The sequence below is a fragment of the Sulfidibacter corallicola genome (assembly GCF_017498545.1).
Classification (GTDB): Bacteria; Acidobacteriota; Holophagae; order Acanthopleuribacterales; family Acanthopleuribacteraceae; genus Sulfidibacter; species Sulfidibacter corallicola.
Window position 1 is genome coordinate 3,755,763 of the sequence record NZ_CP071793.1, and the last position, 24,406, is coordinate 3,780,168.

Sequence of the window (24,406 nt, forward strand, 5' to 3'; positions counted from 1 at the left end):
TTCAAGGGTATCCATACATTAATTAAATGGATCGCGAACGGAACGCGACCCGAGGCAAACCGGACGGCCGCGTTTCCCCAAGAGGTGTCGAGACCGCGATTTTGATGACACGCCCCTCGCGAAACGGGCCCCAAGCCGCGTCGGCTAATGCGTTCGGGCGTCATTGCGCGGCGGGGATCACATACACGCCGGCCACGATCGTGTTAAGTTGGTCGTATTTGAGTATTGTGGCACCGTCGCGCGTTTCAATTAACTGACTCCAGCCCGAAAGGTATCCATTTTTACCGTGCTGCAATCCAATTTTTAAGAACCACCTAGTGCCTAGACTACACTGAGAATCACACCCGATAATATCGTTAGAAACTGACGGGCCCTCCGCCAACCATCAGGCCCGCAGAAATTCGTTCCCACTGTGAGCTGCGTTTTTCCAGCAAAACGGTTTATTCATTTCCGGGAACACAATAGAATTGAATGATCATTATTCAAAATGTCCTGCCCTGCCACCATGTGGCGGTTCTTATCTGCAACTCCGGAGATGCTTATGGTCAATCGAATTCTCCTGATCGATTCCAACGCCGCCTTTCATCAACAGGTCCAGCAAGCCTTGGCAGTCGTCGACGTGGAACTCCATTACACCCCCAAGGGCATGGAAGGCGTCGCCATGGCCGCCAACCTACAGCCGAACGCCATCATCCTCGCCGAGGAACTCGCCGACATGAACGGCTATATGGTTTGCCGGCGCCTTCGCGAAAACGCGACCACCCAATCGATCGGGTTGATATTCACTTCGGCAAAGCAGGATCAGCAGGCCTTCTTCGACAAACACCGCAGGCTGCGATTCGCCGCCAACCACTATTTCTCCAAACCGATAGGACCCTCGGAACTGTTGGACGCGATCGCCGACATCACCGGCTGGGATCTGGACGCGGCCCACAGCCAGGCCATCCAGACGATGCCGCTGGAATCGGTAATCATCGAAGAGCCCGCACCCGCTGGGGACTCCGACGAAATCCAGCAATTACGCGAGCAGTTGGATGGGCAGGCCCGCGAACTGGACTACCTGCGCAAAGAAGCCAAGGGGTTCAAACCCTTTCTGGAACAACACAAACGCCAGAAGAAAGAGCTCAAAGAAGCCCAGACGACGATCGAGGACCTGAAGTCCCAACTCTCGTCTCAGCAGAACGAACTGGATCGAACCCAGAGCGAGGACGATCCCCACGAATTGAAAACGCGCATCGGCCAACTGGAACAGGCCGCCGCCCGGCGCGAGAACGCACTCGAAGACGAGATCCGCGAACGCGAGAAATTGACCGCCCAATTGGAAGAGCAACGCGATCAGTTGGAAACGCGTCGCAAAGAACTGGACTCCGCGCGCGATCAAATCGTCAAGCTCGAAACGGAATTGAGTGCCACGGAGCATTCGCAGGGCGACCTGGGCGATAAGCTGGGAACGCTGCAAAGCTCGAAGAACCGGTTGCAGGAGGAATACGACCAGCTCCTCACCGACCATCACAAGACCAGCTCCGAGCTGGAGATCCTGCGCAAGAATCACGATGATCTGGAACGTCGCCACAGCGACGACGAGCAGTCGGCCGCAACCGTCAAAGCCGAACTTGAATCGGCCCAGGATCAGGTTCAATCCCTGAAAAGTAAATTGCAGGAAACGGAACACCGCGCCAACCAGGCCGAAACCGAACTGGAGAACCAAACCCAGGACTCGCGCCACGGCCAGGAAGAGATCAACCGCCTCCAGAACGAATTGAAGCGCCACGAAGACCTGCTGAACGAACGCAGCGATCAGATTCAAGGCCTGGAGAGCCAGCTCTCCAACTTGCGCCAGGAGGCGGAAGAGTCGAAGCACAAACTGGTGGAGACCGAACAAGCGGCCGGCGGCCATATGCAGGCAGCGGAAGAACTGCGCCAGACGCTGGAGGACACCCAATCCCAGCTCACCCAGACCAAAGGCGAAAACGAGCAACTACAGCAGTCGCTCGACGAAGCACAATCCAGCATGATGGAAAAAGACGGCAATGTGGAGACTCTGTTCCACAAGTGCCAGGAGTTGCAGGCCTCGTTGGATCGCATGAGCGAGGAGAAAGAGGCACTGGAAAAGGGCCTCGGTGATCGACTGGCCCAAACCCAGCGGGATCTGGGTAATCAAAGTGAAGCCTATCAGTCACTTCAGGAAAACTACGATGCGCTGATCAACTCTCTGGACGAAATCACCAAAGACCGCGACGACAAACATCGAGAACTCGAGCAAACCCGTCAGAAGCTGGACGACCTCCAGAGCACCACGGATTTCGAGCTTCAGGACCTGAGCGCGAAGCTGGACAACCTGCAAAGCGAACTCCAGCAATCCAACGAATCGAGAACCACTTCCGAAGCCTACCTGGACGCCGCACGTCAGGAAAACACGACCTACCAGGTCCAGATCGCGGAACTGGAGAAGGAACGCGACAAGCTGCGAAACGACCAGGAAGAGCGCGGCGAACAGCTCAGCCAGGCTCGCAAGGAAGCGGACGTGCTGCGCGACCAGTTGCACAACAGCGAAACGGCGCGCAAAAACGAAGGCGCAGTTCACGCCGAAGAGCTTCACAAACTGCGCAAACAGCTAGAAGACAATGAAATACAGCTAAATCACGCGCGTGGTGAACTCAGCAAGTCGATTGAGAAACACGAAGACGCGCTGGCCAACCTCAAAGAGGAACACCGCAATCGCGAAAGCGATCTCACCGACCGCCTTTCCCAGGTGGAATCCAATTTCTACAGCCAAAAGGAACTGGCCGAGTCACGCGCCAAGAAGCTCAAACAGGAAGCCGAGGAACACGCAATCGAAATCGGCAATCTCCAGTCCAACCACCGCGCCGAACTGAAACGCCTGAACGGGGAATTCGACAGCACCCGGGCGAAGCTCAAGGAAGATCAGGACCGCCAGGAAGACGCGTGGAAAAAGCAGCACGACCAAATGCTGCGCGAAAACCGGTCCCTACAGGATCGGGGCGAATCGCTGGAGAAGAAACTCGGCGAACGGGAATCGCAACTCAAAAAGCTGGAAGAGGCCTATCAAAACCAGGTGGCGAAACTGGAGCAGGACAACCGGGCGACCCAGGACCTGCTCGCGGGCGAACGTCAGGCACGCGAACAACTGGAGGGCGAAAAGGCCGAACTCCAGCACAGCTTGACTCGTCAATTTTCGGAACACGAAAAAGAGGTTGCCCACGTCAAGAAACAACTGCAGGACGAGCTGGCCGGAGAACGTCAGACCAGCTCGGAGCTTCGCGCCCAGATCGTCAATCTCGAACAGGAGATCGGCCGCCTGAAGGACGTGCACCTGCGCTGCGAGGAGCTGACTTCGGAGTTGGCGGGCGAACGGGAGACCGGCGACGCGCTACGCAGGCAGTTGGGCAATGCACGACGTGTTTTGGAAGCGGGTTTGAAGGAACTCGTGGTCCACAAGGAAGAGCTCGTCGAAAACTGAAACGAAACGAGACCTTCCCGGCCCTCACGGTGAAAACCTGCGGGCCGCCTCACACGCAGGGGTTGGGGTATTTTCGGTGCACTTTCAGGATGCCGCGCAGTTCGTGGGAACTCAGCTCGCCCTCGAAAGCGTCCAGGTTCTCGTTCAACTGATCGAGACTGGTGGCACCGATGATGGTGGAGGCCACGAAGCTGCGACTCCGACAGAACTGAAGCGCCAGGTGGGTCAACTTCTTCTCGCCGGCCACTTCCAGATAAGCCGCGATGGCCTCGTCCTTGTTGACCTTCTTCAAATAGCGCGCCCCGAAGAACGGAAACAATTGGAACCGCGTGCCCTTCGGTTTGGCTCCGCCCAGGTATTTGCCCGTCAACAGACCGAAGGCCAAGGGCGAGTAGGGCAGCAACTGCAGACCTTCGTGATGGCAGCTCTCGGCCAGGTGCAGATCGTAGGTGCGGTTCAACAGGTTGTAGGCGTTTTGAATCGTCACCGGCTTGGCGACGCCGAGAGCTTCGGCCGCGCGTGAGAACCGGGAGACACCGTAGGGTGTTTCGTTGCTGAGTCCGTAGTGGCGGATCTTGCCGGCCCGGACCAAGTCACCCAGGACCGCCACCGTCTCCTCGATCGGCGTGCCTTCGTAATACTCGTCGTGGTTGAAAAAGGCACCGCCGAACTTGGGCACGTACCGATCTGGCCAATGGAGCTGGTACAGATCGATGTAGTCGGTACGGAGCCGACGCAGGCTGTCCTCGACCGCGGCCTCGATATGGGCTCGATCCAGTCCGCCGCCATCGCGAATCCATTGCATGCCCGATCGACCGATCACCTTGGTGGCGACCACGAAACGACTGCGATCGCGACCGGCCAACCATTGGCCGATGATGGCTTCGGATCGCCCCTGTGTCTCCTCTCGGGCCGGTACGGGATACATCTCCGCGGAATCGAGAAAGGTCACCCCACGGTCGTGGGCCACATCCAGCAACCCGAAAGCTTCGGATTCGGTATTCTGCTGGCCGAACGTCATGGTACCCAGGCATACTTCGCTGACTTCCAGGTCGGAAGAACCCAAACGGTTGTACTTCACATTGCCTCCGTGGGCCGATTGAAATAGGGCGATGGAAACATTATAAAGAAGCTTCGACTTTCAGCCGGTCAAAAAAACCGGAGATTGCGCCCTCTCACATGGAAAAAGGGACTCGAAATGCGCGACTTCCAGAGGAGGGCCATCCTTTGAACCGAAACGCGGGGATTTCACGTAACCTTTTCAAAAATGACGGGCCTGTCGTCGGATTTTTTTCGCCTGTTGCGGTAGGATAGCCCATCCATCGACACATCTCCTCCCTTCAGTGACCAACAACCTTCTTCGATCGCGAATCTTTTGGAGTGTGCAAAGTGCAAGAATGCCAAGCTCCTCCCGCCACCGTGTTCCAAGTTCACCAACTCACCAAGACCTACGACATGGGTGAAGTTCAGGTCCAAGCCCTGCGCGGCGTGGACCTGGAGTTGTACGAAGGGGAATTGACCGTCCTTCTCGGCCCCTCAGGGAGCGGCAAATCGACCCTGCTCAACATCCTCGGTGGCCTGGACACACCCAGTTCCGGCAAGGTTCTGTACGGCGACTGGGATCTGACCCGCGCCGAGGAACACGAGCTCACCCAATACCGACGTCACAACGTGGGTTTCATTTTCCAGTTCTACAACCTGATTCCCAGTCTGACCAGTCGCGAGAACGTCTCGTTGGTCACCGAGCTGTCCAAACAACCCATGAAGCCCGAAGAAGCCCTGGCCCTGGTCCACCTCGAAGATCGCATGGACCACTTCCCCTCCCAGCTCTCCGGCGGTGAGCAACAACGGGTGGCCATCGCCCGGGCCATCGCCAAGCGACCGTCGATCATGCTTTGCGACGAACCGACCGGCGCCCTGGATATCAAGACCGGCATCGTCGTGTTGGAAGCGCTGGAACGCATCAATCGCGAATTGGGCACGACCACGGTGGTCATTACACACAACAAGGCCATTGCCGAAATGGCCGACCGCATTCTTCACATGGCCGACGGTCGAATGGTTCAACAGGAACGCAATACCCACAAGGCGAAACCCAATCAGTTGCACTGGTAGGTGCCGGTATGAAACCCCTGGATCGCAAGCTTTTTCGCGACATTTGGAAACTCAAGGGTCAGGTTCTGGCCATCGCCCTGGTTTTGGCGGCCGGCATCGCGATGTTCGTATTGTCCAACAGCAACTACGACTCCCTGGTGGTGACGCGCGCCAATTATTATCGCGGCAACCGGTTCGCAGACGTGTTCGCCAACTGCAAGCGGGCACCACTCAGCCTCCTGGAGAAAATCGAGTCCATCGAGGGGGTCGCCTGGGCCCAGGGCCGCATCATTCAGGAAGTGACGCTGGACGTAGCCGGCATGAAGGACCCGGCGACGGCCAGGATGGTCTCGCTCAAGATTCCCTATCGCCCCGGCCTGAACGATCCCTACCTACGCGCCGGGCGCTTTCCCGAACCGGAAGCGACAAACGAGGTACTGGCCAACGAAGCCTTCATGCTGGCCCACGGTTTCAGCCTCGGACAACAGGTGAAGGCCGTGATCAACGGTCGCTCCCAGACGCTGACCATCGTCGGCCAGGCCCTGTCGCCCGAGTTCATCTACGCCATCAAGCCCGGCAGCATGCTGCCCGACAACCTGCGTTACGGTATTTTCTGGATGAACGAACGGGCCCTCGAAGCGTCCATGAACATGGAAGGTGCCTTCAACGAGGTCTCGCTACGCCTCACCCGCGAAGCCCTACTGCCCGAAGTCCTGGACCGGCTCGACACCTTGCTGAAACCCTACGGCGGATTGCACGCCCACGGCCGCAAAGATCAAACCTCGCACTGGTTCCTGGAAAACGAACTCATGCAATTGCGCAGCATGGGCTTCTTCATCCCGCTCGTCTTTTTCCTGGTCGCCGTCTTTCTGCTCAACCTGGTGGTCGCCCGCCAGATTCGCGCCCAACGCGAGCAGATCGCCGTACTCAAGGCCTTCGGTTACAGCGACGGAGCCATCGGGCTGCACTACATGAAATTCGTCATGACCATCGTGGCGTTGGGCAACCTGCTGGGCATCGGATTCGGTGCCTATCTCGGTTCGGGCATGGTCGCCATGTACGCCGAGTTCTTCAAATTCCCCGAGCTGACCTACATTTTGAGCTCGAGAATCATCATCGGCGCCTTTTTCTTCAGCAGCCTGACGGCGCTGATCGGTACCTGGTCGATGATGCGGCGGGCCATGCGCCTTCCTCCCGCCGAAGCCATGCGCCCGGAGCCGCCGGCCACCTATCGCCCCAGCATCGCCGAGCGGCTCGGCTTCGGGCACCTGCTCCCCATACAGGTTCAGATGATCCTGCGCCACCTGGAGCGCAGTCCCCTACGCACCCTGCTCTCGGGACTGGGCATCGCCATGGCCACGGGGCTCCTGGTCCTGGGTCGCGGCAACATCGACTCGATCAACTACCTCATTCGCGCCCAGTTTCAATTCATCCAGCGCCAGGATGTGACCGTCACCTTCTACGAACCCCAGACCCAACGCTCCTTCAACGAGATCCACGGGCTGCCCGGCGTGATTCACGCAGAACCGACCCGGAGCGTGGCGGTCAAACTGGTGCTTGCCAACCACGAAAAGCGAACCGCGGTGATCGGCATGCCCAACATGCCGCTTTTGCAGCGCCCCTTGGATTCGAACCTGAAACCGATTCCCATCCCCAACGACGGATTGATGATCGACCGGTTCCTAGCCAAAAAGCTGGGAGTCGTGCCGGGCCAGACCCTGACGCTTGAAGTGCTCGAGGGCGAACGACCGACCCTGCAGGCACAGGTCGTCGGCCTGGTCGACGAATACCTGGGCACCAACGTCTACATGAACCTGGCGAGCCTCAACCGGTTGCTCCAGGAAGATCGCGTCATCACCGGAGCCTATATGTCGATCGATGCCCGCAGCAGGGATCCCCTGTTCGATCGTCTGAAAAACACGCCAAAGGTCGCCGGCATCACGATCACCGACGCCGCGGTGAACAGTTTCAAGGACACCGTCGCCAAAAACATCTTCATCATGAACTTCTTCAATATCCTGTTCTCGGGAATCATCGCATTCGGGGTGGTCTTCAACAGTGCCCAGATGTCGCTCAACGAGCGTAGCCGCGACCTCGCCACCCTGCGCGTGCTCGGATTCACCCGAGCGGAAATTTCCGCCATCCTGCTGGGCGAGCTGGCGATCATCACCCTGGTCGCCATTCCCGTCGGCTTCGTCCTGGGCACGGGCCTCGGCCAGGCCGCCATGGCGGGCATGCAGTCGGAGCAGTTCCGTTTTCCCTATGTCATCCAGCCGGCGACCTTCGGCCTGACCACCTTGACCGTCTGCCTCAGCGCCCTGATCTCGGGCCTCATGGTCCGCCGCAAGCTGGACCGCCTGGATCTGATGGCGGTCCTCAAAACACGAGAATGAATCGCACCACCTTCAGGAGCCCATCATGAAATGGAAGCAATGGTTCAATTGGAAATGGATTGTCGGCGTGTTGATCCTCGGCGGTTTGATCGCTTTGTCGTTGCGACCCCAACCGGTTCCGGTGGAGGCCGTCGCCATCGACGAAGGCCCGCTCGAAGTCTCGGTCGCCGAAGACGGCCGCACGCGTGTCAAAAACCGTTTCGCCATCTCGGCCCCGATTTCCGGCAAGCTGCTGCGCGTCGATTTGAAGCCGGGCGACCTGGTTCATGCCGGCGAAACACGTCTGGCGACCATCGTGCCCGAATCGCCGAATCTGCTGGATGCACGTGGGTTGGCCGAAGCACGAGCCCGTGTTTCCGCAGCCCAGGCCGAGCTGGCACGAGCCGAGGCGGAGCTTCCGCGCATTCAATCGGCGTTGCAGTTGGCCCGCAACCAACTCGATCGCCAACGACGCCTGATGAGCGGCGGACACACCACCGCCGAACTCCTCGAGACCCATGAAAACGAGGTGCGCCTGCGCGAGGCCGAGGCCAGGGCCCAGGACAAGGCGGTACATGTGGCCCGATACAACGTGGAACTGGCCGAGGCGGCCCTCATCATGGGCGAATCCGAGGACGCTTCGGGAGTGTTGGACATCACGGCACCCGTCAACGGAAAGGTGTTCCGCGTGTTTCAGGAAAGCGAAGGATTCGTCCAGGCGGGAACCTCCCTGCTGGAATTGGCGGATCCCCGCGATTTGGAGATCGTCGTCGACCTGCTCTCCAAGGACGCCGTCAAGGTCAGCCCCGGCGCCCGGGTCCAGCTCGAACACTGGGGCGGCGAGCGGCCCCTGGAGGGCCGGGTGCGCCTGGTGGAGCCGTCCGGGTTCACCAAGATTTCCGCTCTCGGAGTAGAGGAACAGCGCGTCAATACGGTCATCGATATCACCACCCCTCCGGAAACCTGGGAAAATCTGGGCGACGGTTTTCGGGTCAGCGTGCGAATCATTACCTGGGAAGCCGCCGAATTGTTGCTGGTCCCCACCGGTGCGCTCTTCTACAAGGACGACACCTGGTCCGTGTTCAAGATGGTGGAGGGCAGAGCCGAGATGGTCCCCGTGAAATTGGGTCGCCGAAATGGGCTCCACGCCGAACTGCAAGAGGGATTGCAACGCGGCGATCGAGTGATTCTCTATCCCAGCGATGAAATTCAGTCGGGCAGCCTGGTGGAAATTCTGTAAACGGACGCGCTCGGAATCGAAAAAGGCCGCCCGTCACGTGACAGGCGGCCTTCTCCGGGAATTCATCGGTTCGGCGTCATGCGCCGGAAACCGGGGTTAGGGGCGTTTCAACCAGAAGTCGTAGGCTCCGGCACCACTGTAGGATTCGACTCTCCAGTAGTAGTACCCGGCGCTCTGGTTGGAAAGCTGGATGTATTCGGAAGAAGAGGCGCTCGTGGAAGAGCCGGCCTCGATCCACCAGAAGTAGAACCAGCGATAGACACGCAGATCGAAGTCGGTGCCGCTGGCTCCTTCCAGCCAACCTTCGTGCGAACCGGCAGCGGACTGATAGTAGTTGCCGTTGGGCTGGACATCGGAGTCGCCGTTGCCGGAGAGGCTGCCCTGGAAGTGCTCGCAGTTGGAGCAAGGCGCGCCATCGCCGCCGTCACCACCGTCGCCACCGTCACCACCATCGCCGCCGTCGCCGCCGTCACCACCGTCGCCGCCGTCACCACCGTCGCCGCCGTCACCGCCGTCACCGCCGTCGCCACCATCGCCGCCGTCACCGCCGTCACCGCCGCCTTCACCGACGTACAACAGCAGATTGGGAGAGCCGCTGCCGGGATTCCCGACCACACCGCTCGTCGCGTTGTTCACGATGCCGTTGAAAACCTGGGACACGGAGGCGCCGGGGTTGTCGGCCAGATACAGTGCCGTGGCGCCGCAAACGTGCGGGGAAGCCATGGAAGTACCGCTGATCGTGTTGGTGGCCGAATTGGACGTATGCCATGCGGAAGTGATGCTGGAACCGGGCGCGAAGATGTCGACGCAGTTCCCGTAGTTGGAGAACGAGGAGCGCCCGTCGCTGCTGGTGGTGGAACCCACGGTCAGCGCCGCATCGAGGCGAGCGGGTGAGAAGTTACAGGCGTTGGCGTTGCTGTTGCCCGCGGCAACGGCGTAGACCACACCGGCGTTGATCGAGTTCTGGACTGCGCTGTCCAGAGAAGACGAAACGCCGCCGCCCAAGCTCATGTTGGCTACGGCGGGTGCGATGAAGTTGTTGGTGACCCAATCGACACCGCCGATGACGCCCGCGGTGGAACCGGAACCGTTGCAGTTGAGGACGCGCACGCCGTGCAGCGTCACGCTCGGGGCGATGCCGTAGCTGGAACCACCGACGGTACCGGCGACGTGGGTGCCGTGACCGTTGCAGTCGGAAGGATCGTTGTCGTTGTCCACGGCATCGTAGCCGTTGCCGACCCGGCCGCTGAACTCATTGTGCGAGGTACGGATGCCCGTGTCGATGATGTAGGCGTGCACGCCGGCACCGGTGTTGGGCGGCGTGTAGTCGTCGTCCAAGGGCAGGTTGCGCTGGTCGGAGCGATCCTGGCCCCAGGAACCCGGGGTAGCGTCGATCGAAACCCGTTTGTTGGCTTCGATCCATAGGATGTTGGGATTGTCCAACAGTTGTTTGATACTCGTCTTGGACAGCTTCGCCGCGAAACCGTTCAAGGCATCGAAATACACGTGCTGGACTTCGGTACCCGGCAGTGACGCTACCGATTCGATGGCATCCTGAGTGACATCGATGGCTCTCGAGTAGTCATCCTGGGGCTTCATCACGATGATGTACTCACCCGGAATTCGCTTCGGGTGGCTGAAATCGACCAGGTGGACCCCTTCAGAGTGCTGAAACTCGGGATTCACGGGTTTGACTTGCTGCGTAATGGGTCCACGCTGCGCAAAGGCAGCGGTAACGAAGAACAATGCCAGCGTTCCCAGCGCTACGATCCGGGAAGACAGTTTAGTCCCTGAACACATATTTCCTCCAAAAAGAAATATCGAAATTGGAAATTCATCAGAAAAAGGACAGGGTAAACGAGATGAAGGGACACGCGATCGCAGGCGGACCTTCGATCGAGCGCGCAGCCCGATCCTTGGTCACCAACGGTTCAATGGTGACTTTCACCAAAATGGATTCGTGTTTTCAGGTCGTTTGGCTACTTTATGTCAGATCACGACAAAAGAATCAACCCAATATCTCTTTTTTGTAAAAACCGTGAAAATAATCATCTCAACTAACTCACTCCTAATTTTTTAACTAATAGCCGTAAATTGACGTAAGTAAATTATTTACAAAAATTGTTCAACTGTTGAACAACGCCATTCCTTTGTAAATCTTTGGTATCGAAACCGAGCGCACCCGAGGCCCGCTTCCCCGCAATCCCGACTGGGATTCCACCCGGAGCGGTTGGCGGAGGGTCCGAAAATCCATGCCATGGGCCTCTTGGTCGGACGCTTTTCGACCGCCTTCCGCCATGTTCGACGTACGGATACCACTCGTGTATCCGTCATCGGGTAGCCATTGCTCGTGCGGGAAGTATGGAATGAGAAGATTATCCGGTTTCGTTTCTTTAAATAAAGACAGGTCCCTCAAAGCACGAGATCGAACCAAAGAAAGTTTTCATCCATTTTTTTAAACTTTGAAAAAAACAACCGATATCCCGATATAAGGGCACCCGCTAAAAAGCACCACTTGTGGTTCCACCTCCCGGTTTCGACCGTCAGGCGGGGTCCACCTCACTACTTTCAAGGAGCAGGGCTCGGATACACGAAGCAACATCCCAAGGAACAACAACGTCGTGAAAAGGAGACTGAAATGGACCCCCGAACCAAATTCAACATCCTTCCCTTGTTGCTGGCCTTGAGCTTCTCCCCACTCTACGGCCTGGAAGATGCCGACGACCTTTTGAGCATGAGCTTGAACGAATTACTGAATATCGAAGTCGTCACCGCCACGAAAATCGCCGAGAAGTCGGACAACGCGCCGGCCACCGTTCACGTCATTTCCGAGTCGACCATTCGCACCCGCGGCTATCGGAACCTGAAGGATGTGTTGGAAGACATTCCCGAGGTGGAGATCCAAAGCAATGCCGTCGCTGAATTCAACAACTACTACACGTTCCGCGGTATCTCCGGCAACGATCGCTTCATCGTCCTGTTGAACGGTTTTCGTTTCAATTCTCCGACGGGCAGCCCGCACGTCATCGAGAACAACTATCCGTTGGTCAACGTGAAGCGGGTCGAGGTGATCCTGGGACCGGCGTCGGCGCTTTACGGGGCCGACGCCTTTGGCGGCATCGTCAACATCATCACCAAGGACGGCGACAAGAGCCAAGGCGGTTCGGCGGACCTGGGAGCCGGCCGGTTCGGCACCCGGGAAGCTTCGTTGAGCTACAGCCGCAACTTCGGCCAGGTGTATGCCTCGGTCACGGCCTACGGCTATGAATCGGACGAGCCGACGCTTCCCGATTTCTATCCCGACGAATATGCCTGGTACAACAACCAGTATCGCAACGAGGGCCTGGTCCTGGTCTCGCCGTTCATTCCCGTCGAACAGGAATTGGACGCCGAACAACAGGGTCGCCCCTACGAAACGCCCAACGAAGCGCAGTACATCAACATTGCGGTACAAACCGGGAATTTTTCGTTCGGTTATGCGACCAACACGGAGTCCCACAGCTCCTCGACCGGCATGCGTCCGGAATTCAACCTGTTCGTCGAAGACGCCATCTTCGAGATCGAAGTGGAATCGATGTACATCAAGCACACCCATCGCGCCGACAACGACCGCTGGTTTCTGGACAGCTCCTTGTGGAAGGGTACCTACGAACTGACCCCGGCCAGCAAGTTCCTCAACACCTTTACCGTGTACCGCGACGGGTTCAAGTACGCGGACGCCCAGACCGTCAAGGCCGAGCAGCAACTCACCTACCTGTTCGAAAACAATTCGACCTTCATCGCCGGCCTGTCCTACGAGGACATTTCGGCACTGCCCAAATCCGGAGATCTGCCCTTCGCCTTCAATCCGAATGTACCCGCCGCCTCGCAGGACCTGTTCTACATCGGCACCAATACCACGGATCAAAACGGCAACGACCTGACGGTTTCCCAGCAGTTCTTCGACGTGTCCTACCGCAACCTGGGCGCCTACATGCAATACGTCTTCAAGGCGAGCGAAAAGGCCCACATCACGCTGGGTGCCCGCTTCGACGACAACACGCGTTACGGCTCCACCTTCAATCCGCGCGCGGGCCTGGTCTACAGCCCCACGGACAAGGTGAAGCTCAAGCTGCTCTACGGCTCCGGGTTCTTGGCCCCTTCACCCTATGTGGCCCTGCAACACTACGGCTCCTTCATCACCGTCGACGAAGGCGGCAACGCCACCAACGATCCCGAGGAAACCGCCGGCCTGTTCGGCCCCTTCTGGCACCTTCCCAACCCGGACCTGGAACCGGAGGAACTGGACACCTACGAGGCCAGCCTGAGCTGGTACGCCAACGACCATCTCGGCATCTTCCTCAACGGTTACCACAACACGGTTTCCAACCGGGTGGTGAATTCGGCGCAATTCGGTCGCGAGTTCCAAGGAATTCCCGTGGACTTCGCCGAGGTGCCCATCAACGCGGGTGAATCCACCTCCTACGGCGGAACCCTGCGCCTCAACCTGCTGTATCCCATCGGCCAGGTCAACTTGAACGCCTATTTGGCCTATTCCCTGTCGGATGGGGACATCGACGACACACCGCTGACCTACAGTGCCGAAGATACCGTTCGATTCGGTGCGGAAATCAGCTATCGCGATTTCAGCGTGGCGCCACGGATCTTGTGGCGCTCGGAATCGCGTCATTTCCTCGTCGACGACAACGGCTCGAACTTCGAAAACGACAGTTATTCCGTCACCCACCTGTTCGTGCGGTACGACGACCTGCTGCACCGCGGAAACACCCGGCTCGGTGCCTACCTGCGCGTTCAGAACCTCTTCGACAAACGCTATGCCAACGTACCCTTCGCCCAATTCGAAGCGTTCACGGCCACACCGCAAGATCCACGTCATGTGGGCGGCGGCATCAGCATCACCTTCTGACCCCCCGCCGAGCGTGGCCAAACCGGGTGAGGTGTGAGCCTCACCCCGTCCCGGACCCTGGCCCAGGCGCGCGCTCCCATGGTATGATCCCCTCGCTTTAGGTTGCTGATATTGCACATGATCATTCTTGGTATGGGGGAGCGCGCCATGCGATCGATGCGGCTGATCCTTTTCTTGTTATGTCCCGCCGTTTGGGCCCAGATCGGCGATGCCAGTTTCACGATCAAAACCGGGTATGCCGATGCCTATCTGTTTCGCGGTCACAACGTGCATGACGACGACGTGTACCAGGGAGAGTTCGGCCTGGGCATCGCCCGCTGGTCCTACAACCTGAACTGGACCGAAGCGGCGGACGAAACCCTCGGCGGGTTCGAGCGGGAAGCGGCACACAACATCAGTTTCACCAGTGTGCTGCGCAACATGGTCACCACGGTCGGGTATCAGTATCTGGACTACGAGGGCGGTCTGCTGGACACCCAGGAAATCTACATGCGGTTCACTCAGCCCGGTAAGTGGAATCCCACCTACGGCATCGCCGTCGACGTCGACGCCTACAAGGGTTACTACGCCGACTTCGCCCTGAGCCGGCCCTACATCCTGACCCGCCGGAGCCAGGTGATTTTCACCATCAAGACCGCGCTGGCCCTGGACCTCGACCAGAAGCGCAACCGCGAGAACGACCGCATCACGGAAGCGGGATTCTATTCGGATGACGGCCTGGTCCACAGTCAGGCCAGCCTGACCTACTTCTGGCAAATCCACAAGCGTTTCAAGTTCGAACTCGGCGGTCGCTACCACTACGCCCACGATGATCTGCTCTACGACGAAGAAGCGGGCATCGACAAGGATACCTTCGTCGGGTTCGCCTCGTTCCGCTTCACCTTCCCGTGACCGCGTCGGTTCTGATCGCCACGGCCGGTCACGTCGACCACGGCAAGAGCTCGCTGGTCCAAACGTTGACCGGCATCGATCCGGATCGCTGGGCCGAGGAAAAGAACCGCGGCATCACGATCGACCTGGGCTACGCCCATCTGAACCACGCGGGACGAACCTATTCGTTCGTCGATGTACCGGGCCACGAGAAATTCATTCACAACATGCTGTCGGGCATCGGAAGTATCGATGCGGTGCTGCTCGTCATCGCGGCCGACGAATCGATCATGCCGCAGACGGAAGAGCACGCCACGGCGCTGCACTACCTGGGCGTGACCCAGGTACACGTGATCATCAGCAAGGTCGACCTTGTGGATGCGGAAATGTTGAGCCTGCTCCACCTGGAACTCGACGAGTGGCTTGCCAGGTTCGGTTGGGAGAAAGCCAGGCGCGTCCCCTTTTCGACCCGGCAACCGGAAACCAGGTCTTCGGTGTGCGAACTGCTGACCGAGCTGACCGAGCGCCGCGCCGAATCGCGCGGGCCCGCCCGTCTCTCCATCGATCGGGTGTTTGCCGCAACGGGCTCGGGAACCGTGGTCACGGGCACGGTGGAGCGCGGCTCGTTGAAACGCGAGACCTGGGTTCTCCTGGAACCGGACGATCGCAAGGCGCGCATCCGCCAGATCCAGATCCACGGTTCGGAAACACATGAGGCCGGTCCCCACACCCGAGCGGCATTGAATCTGACCGGAATTCACTACAAATCCATCAAACGCGGCCACCTCGTCTTTTCGGACTGTGCGCCGCCGTCGAGCCGGCGCATCTGGGTCCGACTCACGCGGTTCGATCCGGACTGGGCCCCCTCTCCCAAACACCACTTCCACCTCCACCACCTCGCCGCTCACTTGAAAGGGCGCCTGCTGTGGTGCGAAGGCGACTGGGCGGCGCTGGAAACGAGGGAACCCTACCCCTTCTGGGCATTGGACCGCGGCCTGATTCGCGACGGTTCCCCGCTCCAACTCGTCGCCGGTTTCGAGGTGATTCACCCCAACCCGGCCAGCCTGAAACGACGCAAGGCCGTGGCTTGGCTCAGCGCCCTCCCCCAACCGCTCGACCTGCACTCCTGGCAGCAGGCGTACCTGGAGAGTTACCGCGATCCCATTTCCTTGAACGAGATCACCGCGATCGGCGGCATGCCGCCCACCCTCGCGGAAGGTGTGGTTCTGATCGGCGAAGATTTGGTCATTTCGGCCGTCGCGGCGCGCCAAGCCCTGGACCGGTTGATCGCAGCCGTCACCTCCGGTCACCAGGCGGCGCCCTACAAACCCTGGCTGCCGGTGCCGGAAATCAAAGCGGGCCTGCCCACGCACACCCACGCCGAGATCATGTGGCGTTACACCCTCGAGCGAGCGATTACCGACGAGGTGTTGGAGATTTCCACCAATCGCTTGCGGCGCAAGGATTACCGCCCGATCTGGAAACCGCGGGACCTGGAGCTCTTGCGGCGCTTCATGACGCCCTTCGACCGCCAGGGAGGTTGGCTCGACGCGCGCGAGTGGGGGCCCGAGCGCAAGGGGCTGGCGGCCATGGAACAGTGGCTGACCAGCGAGCGCTGCTTCATCAATTTGAGCCCGGACCTATTGGTTCATTTCAAACGGCTCAATGCGATCGCGGCCCATCTGGTCGCCAGCCACGGCCGGGAAGGCTTTTCGATTCAGGACCTGAAAACCGAGCTGGGCCTGTCGCGCAAGCACGCCATTCCCCTGTTGGAATGGCTGGATCACGCCAAAATCACCCGTCGCGAGGGCGACCGCCGCCATCTAGTCAGTCGTGAAATCGAGCCGCTCGTTTGCGACCTGACTCTGCCGGAACCGTTTGCGGATCTCTAGCCGCCAACCACCAAGCGCCGGCCGGATGAACTTGCCGAAGTGATTCAGCCGAGGCGTTCCCGCATGCTGTGAGGGTCGGTATTGCAGTAGGTTGGCCGGCCCGGCCGACTTTTCGAAGCGATCCAGGCAACGGGTGATCGAAATACCAATGAGCGAAGCCACTCGCTCCGTATCACGTCCATGTCGAAGTACGTTGCCTCCAGAGTTCCCGCATGCCGAGAGAGACGTCGTCGCAGTAGGTTGGCCGGCCCGGCCGACTTTTCGAAGCGACGTATGCAACGGTATTCGGTTACGCCAAAGAGCGAAGCCGATTACTTCCCTCGCCGCGCGCCAACGAAGCTGCAAAGTCCACAGTCCCCATATCGTGAGAAGGGCGTCAGGCCTGTAGGTTGAGCAGGGCCGGTCTGGAAGCTTGCCTTACCGGCCCTGCTCAACCAATCGAAGCAACCTAGCATGGATAGAAATCGATCATCGAGAGATCTGTAGGCCCTACTTATTCGCTTCGCTCTTTTACCACTCGATCTTACGAATCAGGGATTGCTTCGAAAAGTCGGCCGGGCCGGCCAACCTACAGTCTCTACGCCCCTTACGCGCATACGGGCTCTCCGGATATGCTCGCTTAGCGTTGTATTTTTCCCGAGATCAAACTGGGTGCCCGCCCCGTCTGTTCCTGGCGTAAATCAAACCAAGAATCGTCCGCGACGCATACAGGGCACGATCGATGATCACTCCGAACGTCCCTCGGGGGGCGAGCCCTTGTCGCCTTCATAGAGTTTGACCAGGGCCAGAATGCAGGCCGGAACGCCCAGGTACGACGGCAGGGTGAGCCAGTGGATCAGGCCTTGGAAGATCACCAGCGAAAAAAGTCCGGACAGGATGAACACGACGGCCGGAACGACGGAAAGGCCTCCGATGATGCCGGCGCGGCCCGTTCGCCGCTTGTGAAGAAACGCGAAAAACAGCATGATCGCGGTCAGGATCCCCCACCCAAGCACCCACTGCACGATCAAGTAACCCAGCTCGGCCGCTGCCGAGATGCCGCCATGGGCAAGAGCGGGAAGGCCGAACAGCGACATGCTCGCCAACAGGATCATTCGTCTCGGACGATTCGTCTTCATACGGCCTCCTCGGGTCCCTGTACCCCTTATCGGCGGCCATCGCGATCACCCGAGTCACCCACGAAAGGACAAAACCGGGAAACGCTTCACGGCAAGCGTATGCAAAGCGTTTCCCGATAGTTGGGCTAATTGGCAATGGTTATCGTAACGATTCTGGTAACGGTTCTTCCGTTTTGGTCTGCACGCCACGGGAAACATCCAGGGGCTCGGCCAGACGAATCAAGACGAATTCGTTGTCGTCGGGCTCCCCACTACCGGTGTGGCGACCGACACTGAACGGATAGTTATTGTCGTTCAGCACACCCAGCATCCAGGGGCTGAAGAACACCACGCTCTCGATCGTGACGAAGGGGAAGGCGAAGGTTTCGCCCAATCCCACGTCGGTAGCCGGGCCGTTGTCGGTGATGCCACCCACGTCGGTGACGTTCAGCAGGTCCACCACTTCCTTCTTGATCAGGGCGTTGCCGGCACCTTCCGCCGGGAATTGGACCTGGTAGATCACCTTGTGGCCATTCAGGTCACCTTGGCTGCCGTCGCGTTCGATCACCAACCCGTACTGCGGGTCGTACATGATGAATTCACCGATGGCCGTACCGCGTGGATCCAACTCGTAGATGTAGCGCTCGTTGCCGTAGGATTTGGTCGCCAGGTCGAAGCGGTGAATCAGGAGCCGTTTTCCGCCCTGATCGGTCAACGGCTTTTCCAGCAACGGATAAAGGGTCGAACCGTCCGGAGACAAGGCCATGCCCTCGAAACCGCCACTGAAGGCCACGCGCGTCGGATCGGTGGCGTCGTTGACGCGGTAGGGCCAGTACATCCCGGCCAGCCAGGGCGTGTTGGCGCCGTTCTGATCCTGCAGGTTGGTGCCGTCATCGGAACCGGCGAGATCGGAATTGTCGTATTTGGGAAAATCTCCGAACAGGTACACGGTGCGAATCGAAGGGAAGGATACTTGAACTTCCAACAAGGTGCGAAAATCGAAGGATTGGATGTCGGCCCGCTCGGTCAGGCTGTTGTCGACGACCACACCGGCCACGGCGCGTGCGAAGGGCACCGCCTCGATGGTACGCAGCGCGAAGACGTTGCCCTTGCCATCGCGGTCGGTACGCGGGTTGGTCTTGGTTTCGATGTTGAACCGCACGCGACGGGCGTTCCGCCAGCGCAACTCGGCTTCGGGATGCGACACGCCGGGCCCGAAGCGGTAGTAGCAGACGTAGTAATCGACGAAATCGAAGACCTGCTGAAGGGTCGGCACGATGTAGATTCGGCTTTCGTCACCGAAGAAACCGACACTGGCCGGCGCCAGTTCGGCGTCGTTGAGCTGGTCGGGACCGCGAAACAGTTTGTCGGCCACGTAATTCTGCTGGAGCTCGGTGGAAGTGATGTCCTTGAGCATCACCTCATCGGCGGATTCGTACGGTTGCCCGTCGATGCGGCGCGCCTTGGCCGAAGAGAGGTAGGGGTCGTGACCCAATACGGGAATGCCGTCCGCGGTCACGCCGCAATCCAATTCCAGGGTGGTCATCAAGTTGTCCAGGGCGACTTCCATCGCCGGAATCGTGTTTTCGGGACGCTGGTTGCGACCGCCGCGGTGACCTTGCGCGTCGAATTTGGCGATGTCGATCAAACCGCGATCATCCAGGAAGTCGCCGGCCGTTCCGTCCCCGTCGGCATCGAATTCACGCACCGCTTCGAGCAACAGGTCGGGTCGGTCGGAAATGATGCCGTCGACGCCCAGCGCCATCAGTTCGAGCATGCGGGGCTTGTCATTGACCGTCCAACAAACGACGGGATACCCGGCGCTCTGAATCGACTGCACATCGAAAATTTCCGAATCGGCCTGGGTCAGGCCGGATCCCGAAGGCGGCTGGTTGCGGTTGCCCACATTGGTCTGCTCGTCGTGATCCACGAACATCACGTGCCAGGGCGAGAACACGGGCTCCTTTTCGTTGCCGTGCATGCGGGCGTGGTGGCGAACCGCGTTCATGATGCGCACGGCGGAAGCCTCTTCGCGATGGGGGTTGAGCGGCGCACGCAGATCGGTGCCCGGATTGTCCAGATCGGGAAGGGCGATCGGTGCCTCCAACAGGCGACCCCGTGCATCGGTGTGCAGCAGGAACGGCCCGAACTCGTCGCCAAACCAATAGGTTCCGTCGGCAGCGCGTTGAAACGATTCGATGTCGAAATCGGCACCCGTCAGAAAACGCGCTTCGGTGAAATGGTGGGTGATGGTAAACGGAATGTGACCATCGGGATCCGCGAGATTGAAGTACGACAGCACTTCGATGTCACCCTCGCCGCCCCGCGCGGTTTTGAAATTGGGGCGGATGCGATAAACCCGCAACAGGTAGTCGGGCGAATTCACCATGACGCCGAACCCGTTGTCGGACATGGCCGAATAGGTGCCGTCCCCATTGCTCAGGACGGACGAAAAGCCTTGAACCGGTTGGCCGATGGAGAACGGTGCTTTACGGCCGTTGAATTCGGTGCCACCGAGGTGGGCTCCCGAATCGGGTCCCGCGGCGAACGAATCGGCCGGAAGAACGGCACGACCGCGGAGTAGGGTTTGGGCACATGCGGGAAGCAACGCTGCGGAAAGAACCAGGACAGCGACGAGACGTGTCAGATGGGCATGGGGCGACCGGTTGTTGGGTCTCAGATCATTCATGGAAAGAATCCTCCTCGAGTCGATCGAAAAGTACGGGAGTGGCGCAACCCTAAATGGGTCCCGTTGGCGACGCCGCCGGAAGCCCCTGGAACGCACCGCTCCCGCACGAAATCACTCCGCAATGGCGGAGTACGAAAATAAACTACTACTCGCAAAAATCACCATACGATCCGAGCTAAATTGTGAATACTCATGTTAATTTTTAATGAGCTAACCCCATGATTCACACAGGATTAACAGAATCTACCGAGACCTCGCGCATTATTGAATCCCAGCCAACGAAAATACATCCGCCCCTCTCACGAATTCGAAACCGAACAAAACTTCGCCTCTCTGTTTGCCAAATGGCGATCTCGATCCCCAACGGTAAATAAAAAAATGCCGGAAATACCCTGGTTGGGTATTTCCGGCAAGGAGGGAGGTGGAGTCACGTTGCCAATCGGTAGGTCATCGCATTTTCGCCCAAGGTGGCGGATGCGAAAAAGAGCCGGGGCTCCCGAGGAGCCGAGAACCCCGGTACGAAGGAGGGGGCTTCACGCGGGTCGCGATTCGAGGTTCGCGGTAAGGGTTTGGAAGCGACATGCGAACGATCGATTCAAAAAAAGGCCGGGGGCTCGAAAGGGAGGGAACAAGCCCCCGGCGAAGGGAGAGATGAAACGAGCGAACGAGGTCAGAGAGAAACCAGGGCGGGGGCGGGCAATTGAGGGGTCAACCAGACGAGGAGCCGATCCGGAGCGGGTCCCGCATACCGAAGGGGATAGCAGGTCACCAGGACGACAGCCTCGCGATCCGGTGCCGCCATCAGGTGATCGGCCAGGACCTCCGCCGGGACGATTTCGATCTGGCTCACCCGGTAGGCCTGTTCATGATCGAGGTTTTGCATTTCCACGAGATCGCCGGGAGAGAGGTTGCCCAATCCGGCGAAATGGGCGTCGCGGTGGCCCTGAATGATCTTGAGCCCGCGTTGGGTGGGCAGGGCGCCGGCTATCGACCAGCAGGGAAAGCGGCGAAGGTTGGCCAAGGTGCCGTCCAGTAGGACCAAGGTGTCCAGATCGGCCTTGGCCGAGCGAATCCAACCCACCGGGTCGCCGGAAACCAGCATGGTCGGGTTGCGGTCGGCGCTCTTCCAGATCTCACCGGCGCGCCATTGCTGCCAGGAGCGGATCCCCATGTGGTACAACGGTCGGGCGATCACCAAAAGGCCGGCCAGGAGCAAACCGAGTACGAAGAGTCGGCTGGAGAGAAGCGAGCCGGCGTACCGGATCGAGCGAGGCACGAGGGGTGGCGCGGGGTTCGGGCGAAAGACGATTTTCTTCATGACATCCCCCTCAAACTCGGGGTCGTTGATCGCGGTGGCGCGAGGAGATTTCCAGGTGCACGGCCAAGGCGAGGCCGATCAGCAGCAGACCCAGTCCCAGCCAGGCGAAATCCTGAGTCGCGGTGGGCGCGAACCCGGCACCCGATCCGGCCTTGGCCAGTGCCGGCACCGCGACCTTCTCTACATCCTCATGCGCTGCCTTGGTGATGCGCTCTTCCACCGCGACTCGCGAAGTGAAGGCCGTCACCAATTGGTAGCGCAGCGCCGCGTCCACGATGCGACCTCGAAAGGCTTCCTTGTCGAAGGTATCCGCGTGCAGGTACTCACCCATCAAGGCATCGACCTTGGCCTTGCCGAAGACTTTCTCGATACCGGCGTATTGCGTCGTGACGGAGCGGTCGATTTCATAGGAGAAGCTGACCCATTCCCCGTTGTACCAGCCACTTACCTCCAACTGCCCGTCAAGGGGACGACCGGAGCGGTAGAGCAATCGGATCGGACGCCCCATGAACAGGTCCGGCACCACTTCGGGATACATTTCGGCGGCTTCCACGGGCGATCCGTCGCGCTTGGTGAAGGTCACTTCCACATCGGTCAGAACCGGCGCATTGACGGTCTCGAAGAAATCGTGCATCACCTCGCCGATATCTTCACCGTTGCGCAGAAAGTTCGCGACGCCGTAGCCCGTTTGACTCAGTTTGCGGAGCAGGAACTCGTTGGGTGCGGTGCCGATGCCGAACGAGAAGATGCGTGCCTGGTCCAATTTCTCGTTCACCAGGCGAAAGAGGGTGTTTTCGTTACCCACGTCGCCGTCGGTCAGTAACACGACCACCCGCATGAAACCTTCCTGTTTGGGCATATCGAGCACGTAGCCCAAGGCCTGCTGCATATGGGTTCCGCCATCCGCGGTCAAATAATCCACGTAGTTGTAGGCGTCCCGGAGATTCTCCAGGGAAGCCTCGGAGAAATCGGCACGAAAAGGAGAATAGTCGCCGGAGAAACGGACAATGTTGAAGCGGTCCTCGGGATTCAGCATGCCCATACAGGCCTTGAGCCCCGCTTTGGCCTGATCCATGGACAGGCCCTGCATCGAACCGCTCGTATCCACCAGGAACACCACCTCGCGCGGTACCGCTTGGACGTCCACGCCGTCCGCGGTGGGCGGATACACGGTCAACATGCCGTGAATGCCATCGGGCCGCTGCGACTGAATGAAGCTGATTTCGGGCACGTCCAACTCATCGAGGGGGATCTTGAGCGTGAAATCGCGATTGGGAAGATCGTCGCCCAAGGAGAGTTCCACGTCGAAGGCCTGTTCGCCCACATGACTGACAAAAATGTCGTGGGTGGTGGAGATGACTTCCATGGCCGGAATGCCCCGAATCGCCGCGGTCAGTTGGATGAAGTGCTCGTTGCGCGCCTCGTCCACGATCGGAGGCGCGGCGGGTGAGACGAGAGCCTCGAAAACCGGTTCCTGATTGGTCAGGGAGCCCGCGCTTTCCAGGGACGGCGCCTCGACCTCGACGATTGGCACCGCCGCGACCTCGCCCGAGCGGTCGAAGTAGCGCGGGCCGAAAACGGTGGGGAACGTCACTTCGTACGTGCCGGTCTGCAATTCCAGGGGCTCTATATAATTAAAGGTAATGCTCACTTCGTCGCCGGGACCGAAGTTGGCCACGGACGTCGTGAAGAGGTTGGTGCGGTCCTGTTCCAACAGGGCCGTTCGGCGCCCCTGGCTGCGCGCCTCCTCATAGGTCTTCCTGGCTTGTTGTTTTTCACGGACTACGCTGCGGACGATGCGATCGTCCAAACGAAGCTGCATGTTGGTCACGGTGGCCTTGGCGGGCAGGGGGAACGCGTAGACGGCTTCGAGAAACACGTCCGTATCGTTGTAAAAGGTTTGGGTGACGCGCGCCTGAACCACGTCGCCGGTTATTTCCAGGTGAACACTGGTCTCTTTCAGGGGAAGCACCAGCCGTCTTCCATTTGAATCGACACCGTTCAATACGCCGGCCGAACCGGTGTCGTCATACCCGGTTGCGCCGGTGGCGAGCGCCGCGCCGCTCGACAGGATGAAACACACAAAAGGCAAAAGAACCAGGACTCGAAAACAGGACACCCAACATTTGGACTGTGCCATGGAACCATTCATCGCTACCTCCCCTTCACGTGACTTCGGCGGCCGATCGACCCGGCCAGTGTTGAATAAAGTAAGCGGGAGCGGTGAACGCGGATTGAATCCGGAAAGAATTGCACATGAAATCGATGTGAACGGCTCCGCGGGCTTCGTGAAGTGTGTGGCGGCTGAGTCGTTTACACGGCCCGGCAGGGTTCGGAAGTCGGAGGATTTTTTTCTACCACCGAGTCCAGGGAGATCACCGAGAGAGGAGCAAGCGGAACTCAGGCGATCGTCGGACCTATCAAAGAACAGTGGACGATCAGGCACG

General features: G+C 59.3%; 13 protein-coding genes. 7 read left to right on the plus strand and 6 right to left on the minus strand.

The window, feature by feature from the left end:
* Positions 1 to 541: 541 nt before the first annotated feature.
* Positions 542 to 3,481, plus strand: a complete 2,940-nt coding sequence (locus J3U87_RS10885; protein WP_237383064.1) for a response regulator — start codon at positions 542 to 544, stop codon at positions 3,479 to 3,481.
* Between the two features lie 49 nt (positions 3,482 to 3,530).
* On the opposite strand, the gene J3U87_RS10890 is transcribed toward J3U87_RS10885, so the two are convergent.
* Complete coding sequence (locus tag J3U87_RS10890) at positions 3,531 to 4,562, minus strand: aldo/keto reductase (protein WP_237383065.1); 1,032 nt, start codon at positions 4,560 to 4,562, stop codon at positions 3,531 to 3,533.
* Between the two features lie 308 nt (positions 4,563 to 4,870).
* Between J3U87_RS10890 and J3U87_RS10895 the strand changes: the two genes are divergently transcribed.
* From J3U87_RS10895 to J3U87_RS10905, 3 genes are read left to right on the plus strand one after another with little or no spacing between them, the layout of a single operon-like run.
* Complete coding sequence (locus J3U87_RS10895; protein WP_237383066.1) at positions 4,871 to 5,596, plus strand: ABC transporter ATP-binding protein; 726 nt, start codon at positions 4,871 to 4,873, stop codon at positions 5,594 to 5,596.
* An 8-nt stretch (positions 5,597 to 5,604) separates the two neighbouring features.
* A complete protein-coding gene (locus J3U87_RS10900) occupies positions 5,605 to 7,968 on the plus strand; it encodes an ABC transporter permease (RefSeq protein WP_237383067.1) in 2,364 nt (787 codons plus the stop codon).
* Positions 7,969 to 7,993: 25 nt separating this feature from the next.
* Positions 7,994 to 9,187: an efflux RND transporter periplasmic adaptor subunit gene (locus J3U87_RS10905; protein ID WP_237383068.1), complete on the plus strand. Its 1,194-nt coding sequence runs from the start codon at positions 7,994 to 7,996 to the stop codon at positions 9,185 to 9,187.
* A 96-nt stretch (positions 9,188 to 9,283) separates the two neighbouring features.
* Here the strand turns inward: J3U87_RS10905 and J3U87_RS10910 are convergent, their stop codons facing one another.
* Positions 9,284 to 10,987 (minus strand): S8 family peptidase, encoded by a 1,704-nt coding sequence (locus J3U87_RS10910; RefSeq protein ID WP_237383069.1) that lies wholly within the window; start codon positions 10,985 to 10,987, stop codon positions 9,284 to 9,286.
* Between the two features lie 838 nt (positions 10,988 to 11,825).
* On the opposite strand from J3U87_RS10910, the gene J3U87_RS10915 reads away from it, so the two are divergent.
* The 3 genes from J3U87_RS10915 to selB all read left to right on the plus strand — a co-directional run bounded on the left by J3U87_RS10915 (position 11,826) and on the right by selB (position 16,855).
* A complete protein-coding gene (locus J3U87_RS10915) occupies positions 11,826 to 14,093 on the plus strand; it encodes a TonB-dependent receptor plug domain-containing protein (protein ID WP_237383070.1) in 2,268 nt (755 codons plus the stop codon).
* A 147-nt stretch (positions 14,094 to 14,240) separates the two neighbouring features.
* The gene (locus tag J3U87_RS10920; RefSeq protein ID WP_237383071.1) at positions 14,241 to 14,984 is read left to right on the plus strand and encodes a hypothetical protein; all 744 of its coding nucleotides are present in this window, start codon (positions 14,241 to 14,243) and stop codon (positions 14,982 to 14,984) included.
* Complete coding sequence (gene selB / locus J3U87_RS10925; RefSeq protein ID WP_237383072.1) at positions 14,981 to 16,855, plus strand: selenocysteine-specific translation elongation factor; 1,875 nt, start codon at positions 14,981 to 14,983, stop codon at positions 16,853 to 16,855. The genes J3U87_RS10920 and selB overlap by 4 nt, the downstream gene beginning before the upstream one ends.
* A gap of 725 nt (positions 16,856 to 17,580) precedes the next feature.
* On the opposite strand, the gene J3U87_RS10930 is transcribed toward selB, so the two are convergent.
* The 4 genes from J3U87_RS10930 to J3U87_RS10945 form a co-directional block, all read right to left on the minus strand.
* A complete protein-coding gene (locus J3U87_RS10930) occupies positions 17,581 to 17,973 on the minus strand; it encodes a hypothetical protein (RefSeq protein WP_237383073.1) in 393 nt (130 codons plus the stop codon).
* A 139-nt stretch (positions 17,974 to 18,112) separates the two neighbouring features.
* Positions 18,113 to 20,641, minus strand: a complete 2,529-nt coding sequence (locus J3U87_RS10935; protein ID WP_237383074.1) for an esterase-like activity of phytase family protein — start codon at positions 20,639 to 20,641, stop codon at positions 18,113 to 18,115.
* A 670-nt stretch (positions 20,642 to 21,311) separates the two neighbouring features.
* A complete protein-coding gene (locus tag J3U87_RS10940; protein ID WP_237383075.1) occupies positions 21,312 to 21,959 on the minus strand; it encodes a class D sortase in 648 nt (215 codons plus the stop codon).
* 10 nt (positions 21,960 to 21,969) lie between these two features.
* Positions 21,970 to 24,111, minus strand: coding sequence for a VIT domain-containing protein (locus J3U87_RS10945; RefSeq protein WP_237383076.1), 2,142 nt, complete (start codon positions 24,109 to 24,111; stop codon positions 21,970 to 21,972).
* Positions 24,112 to 24,406: the final 295 nt, after the last annotated feature.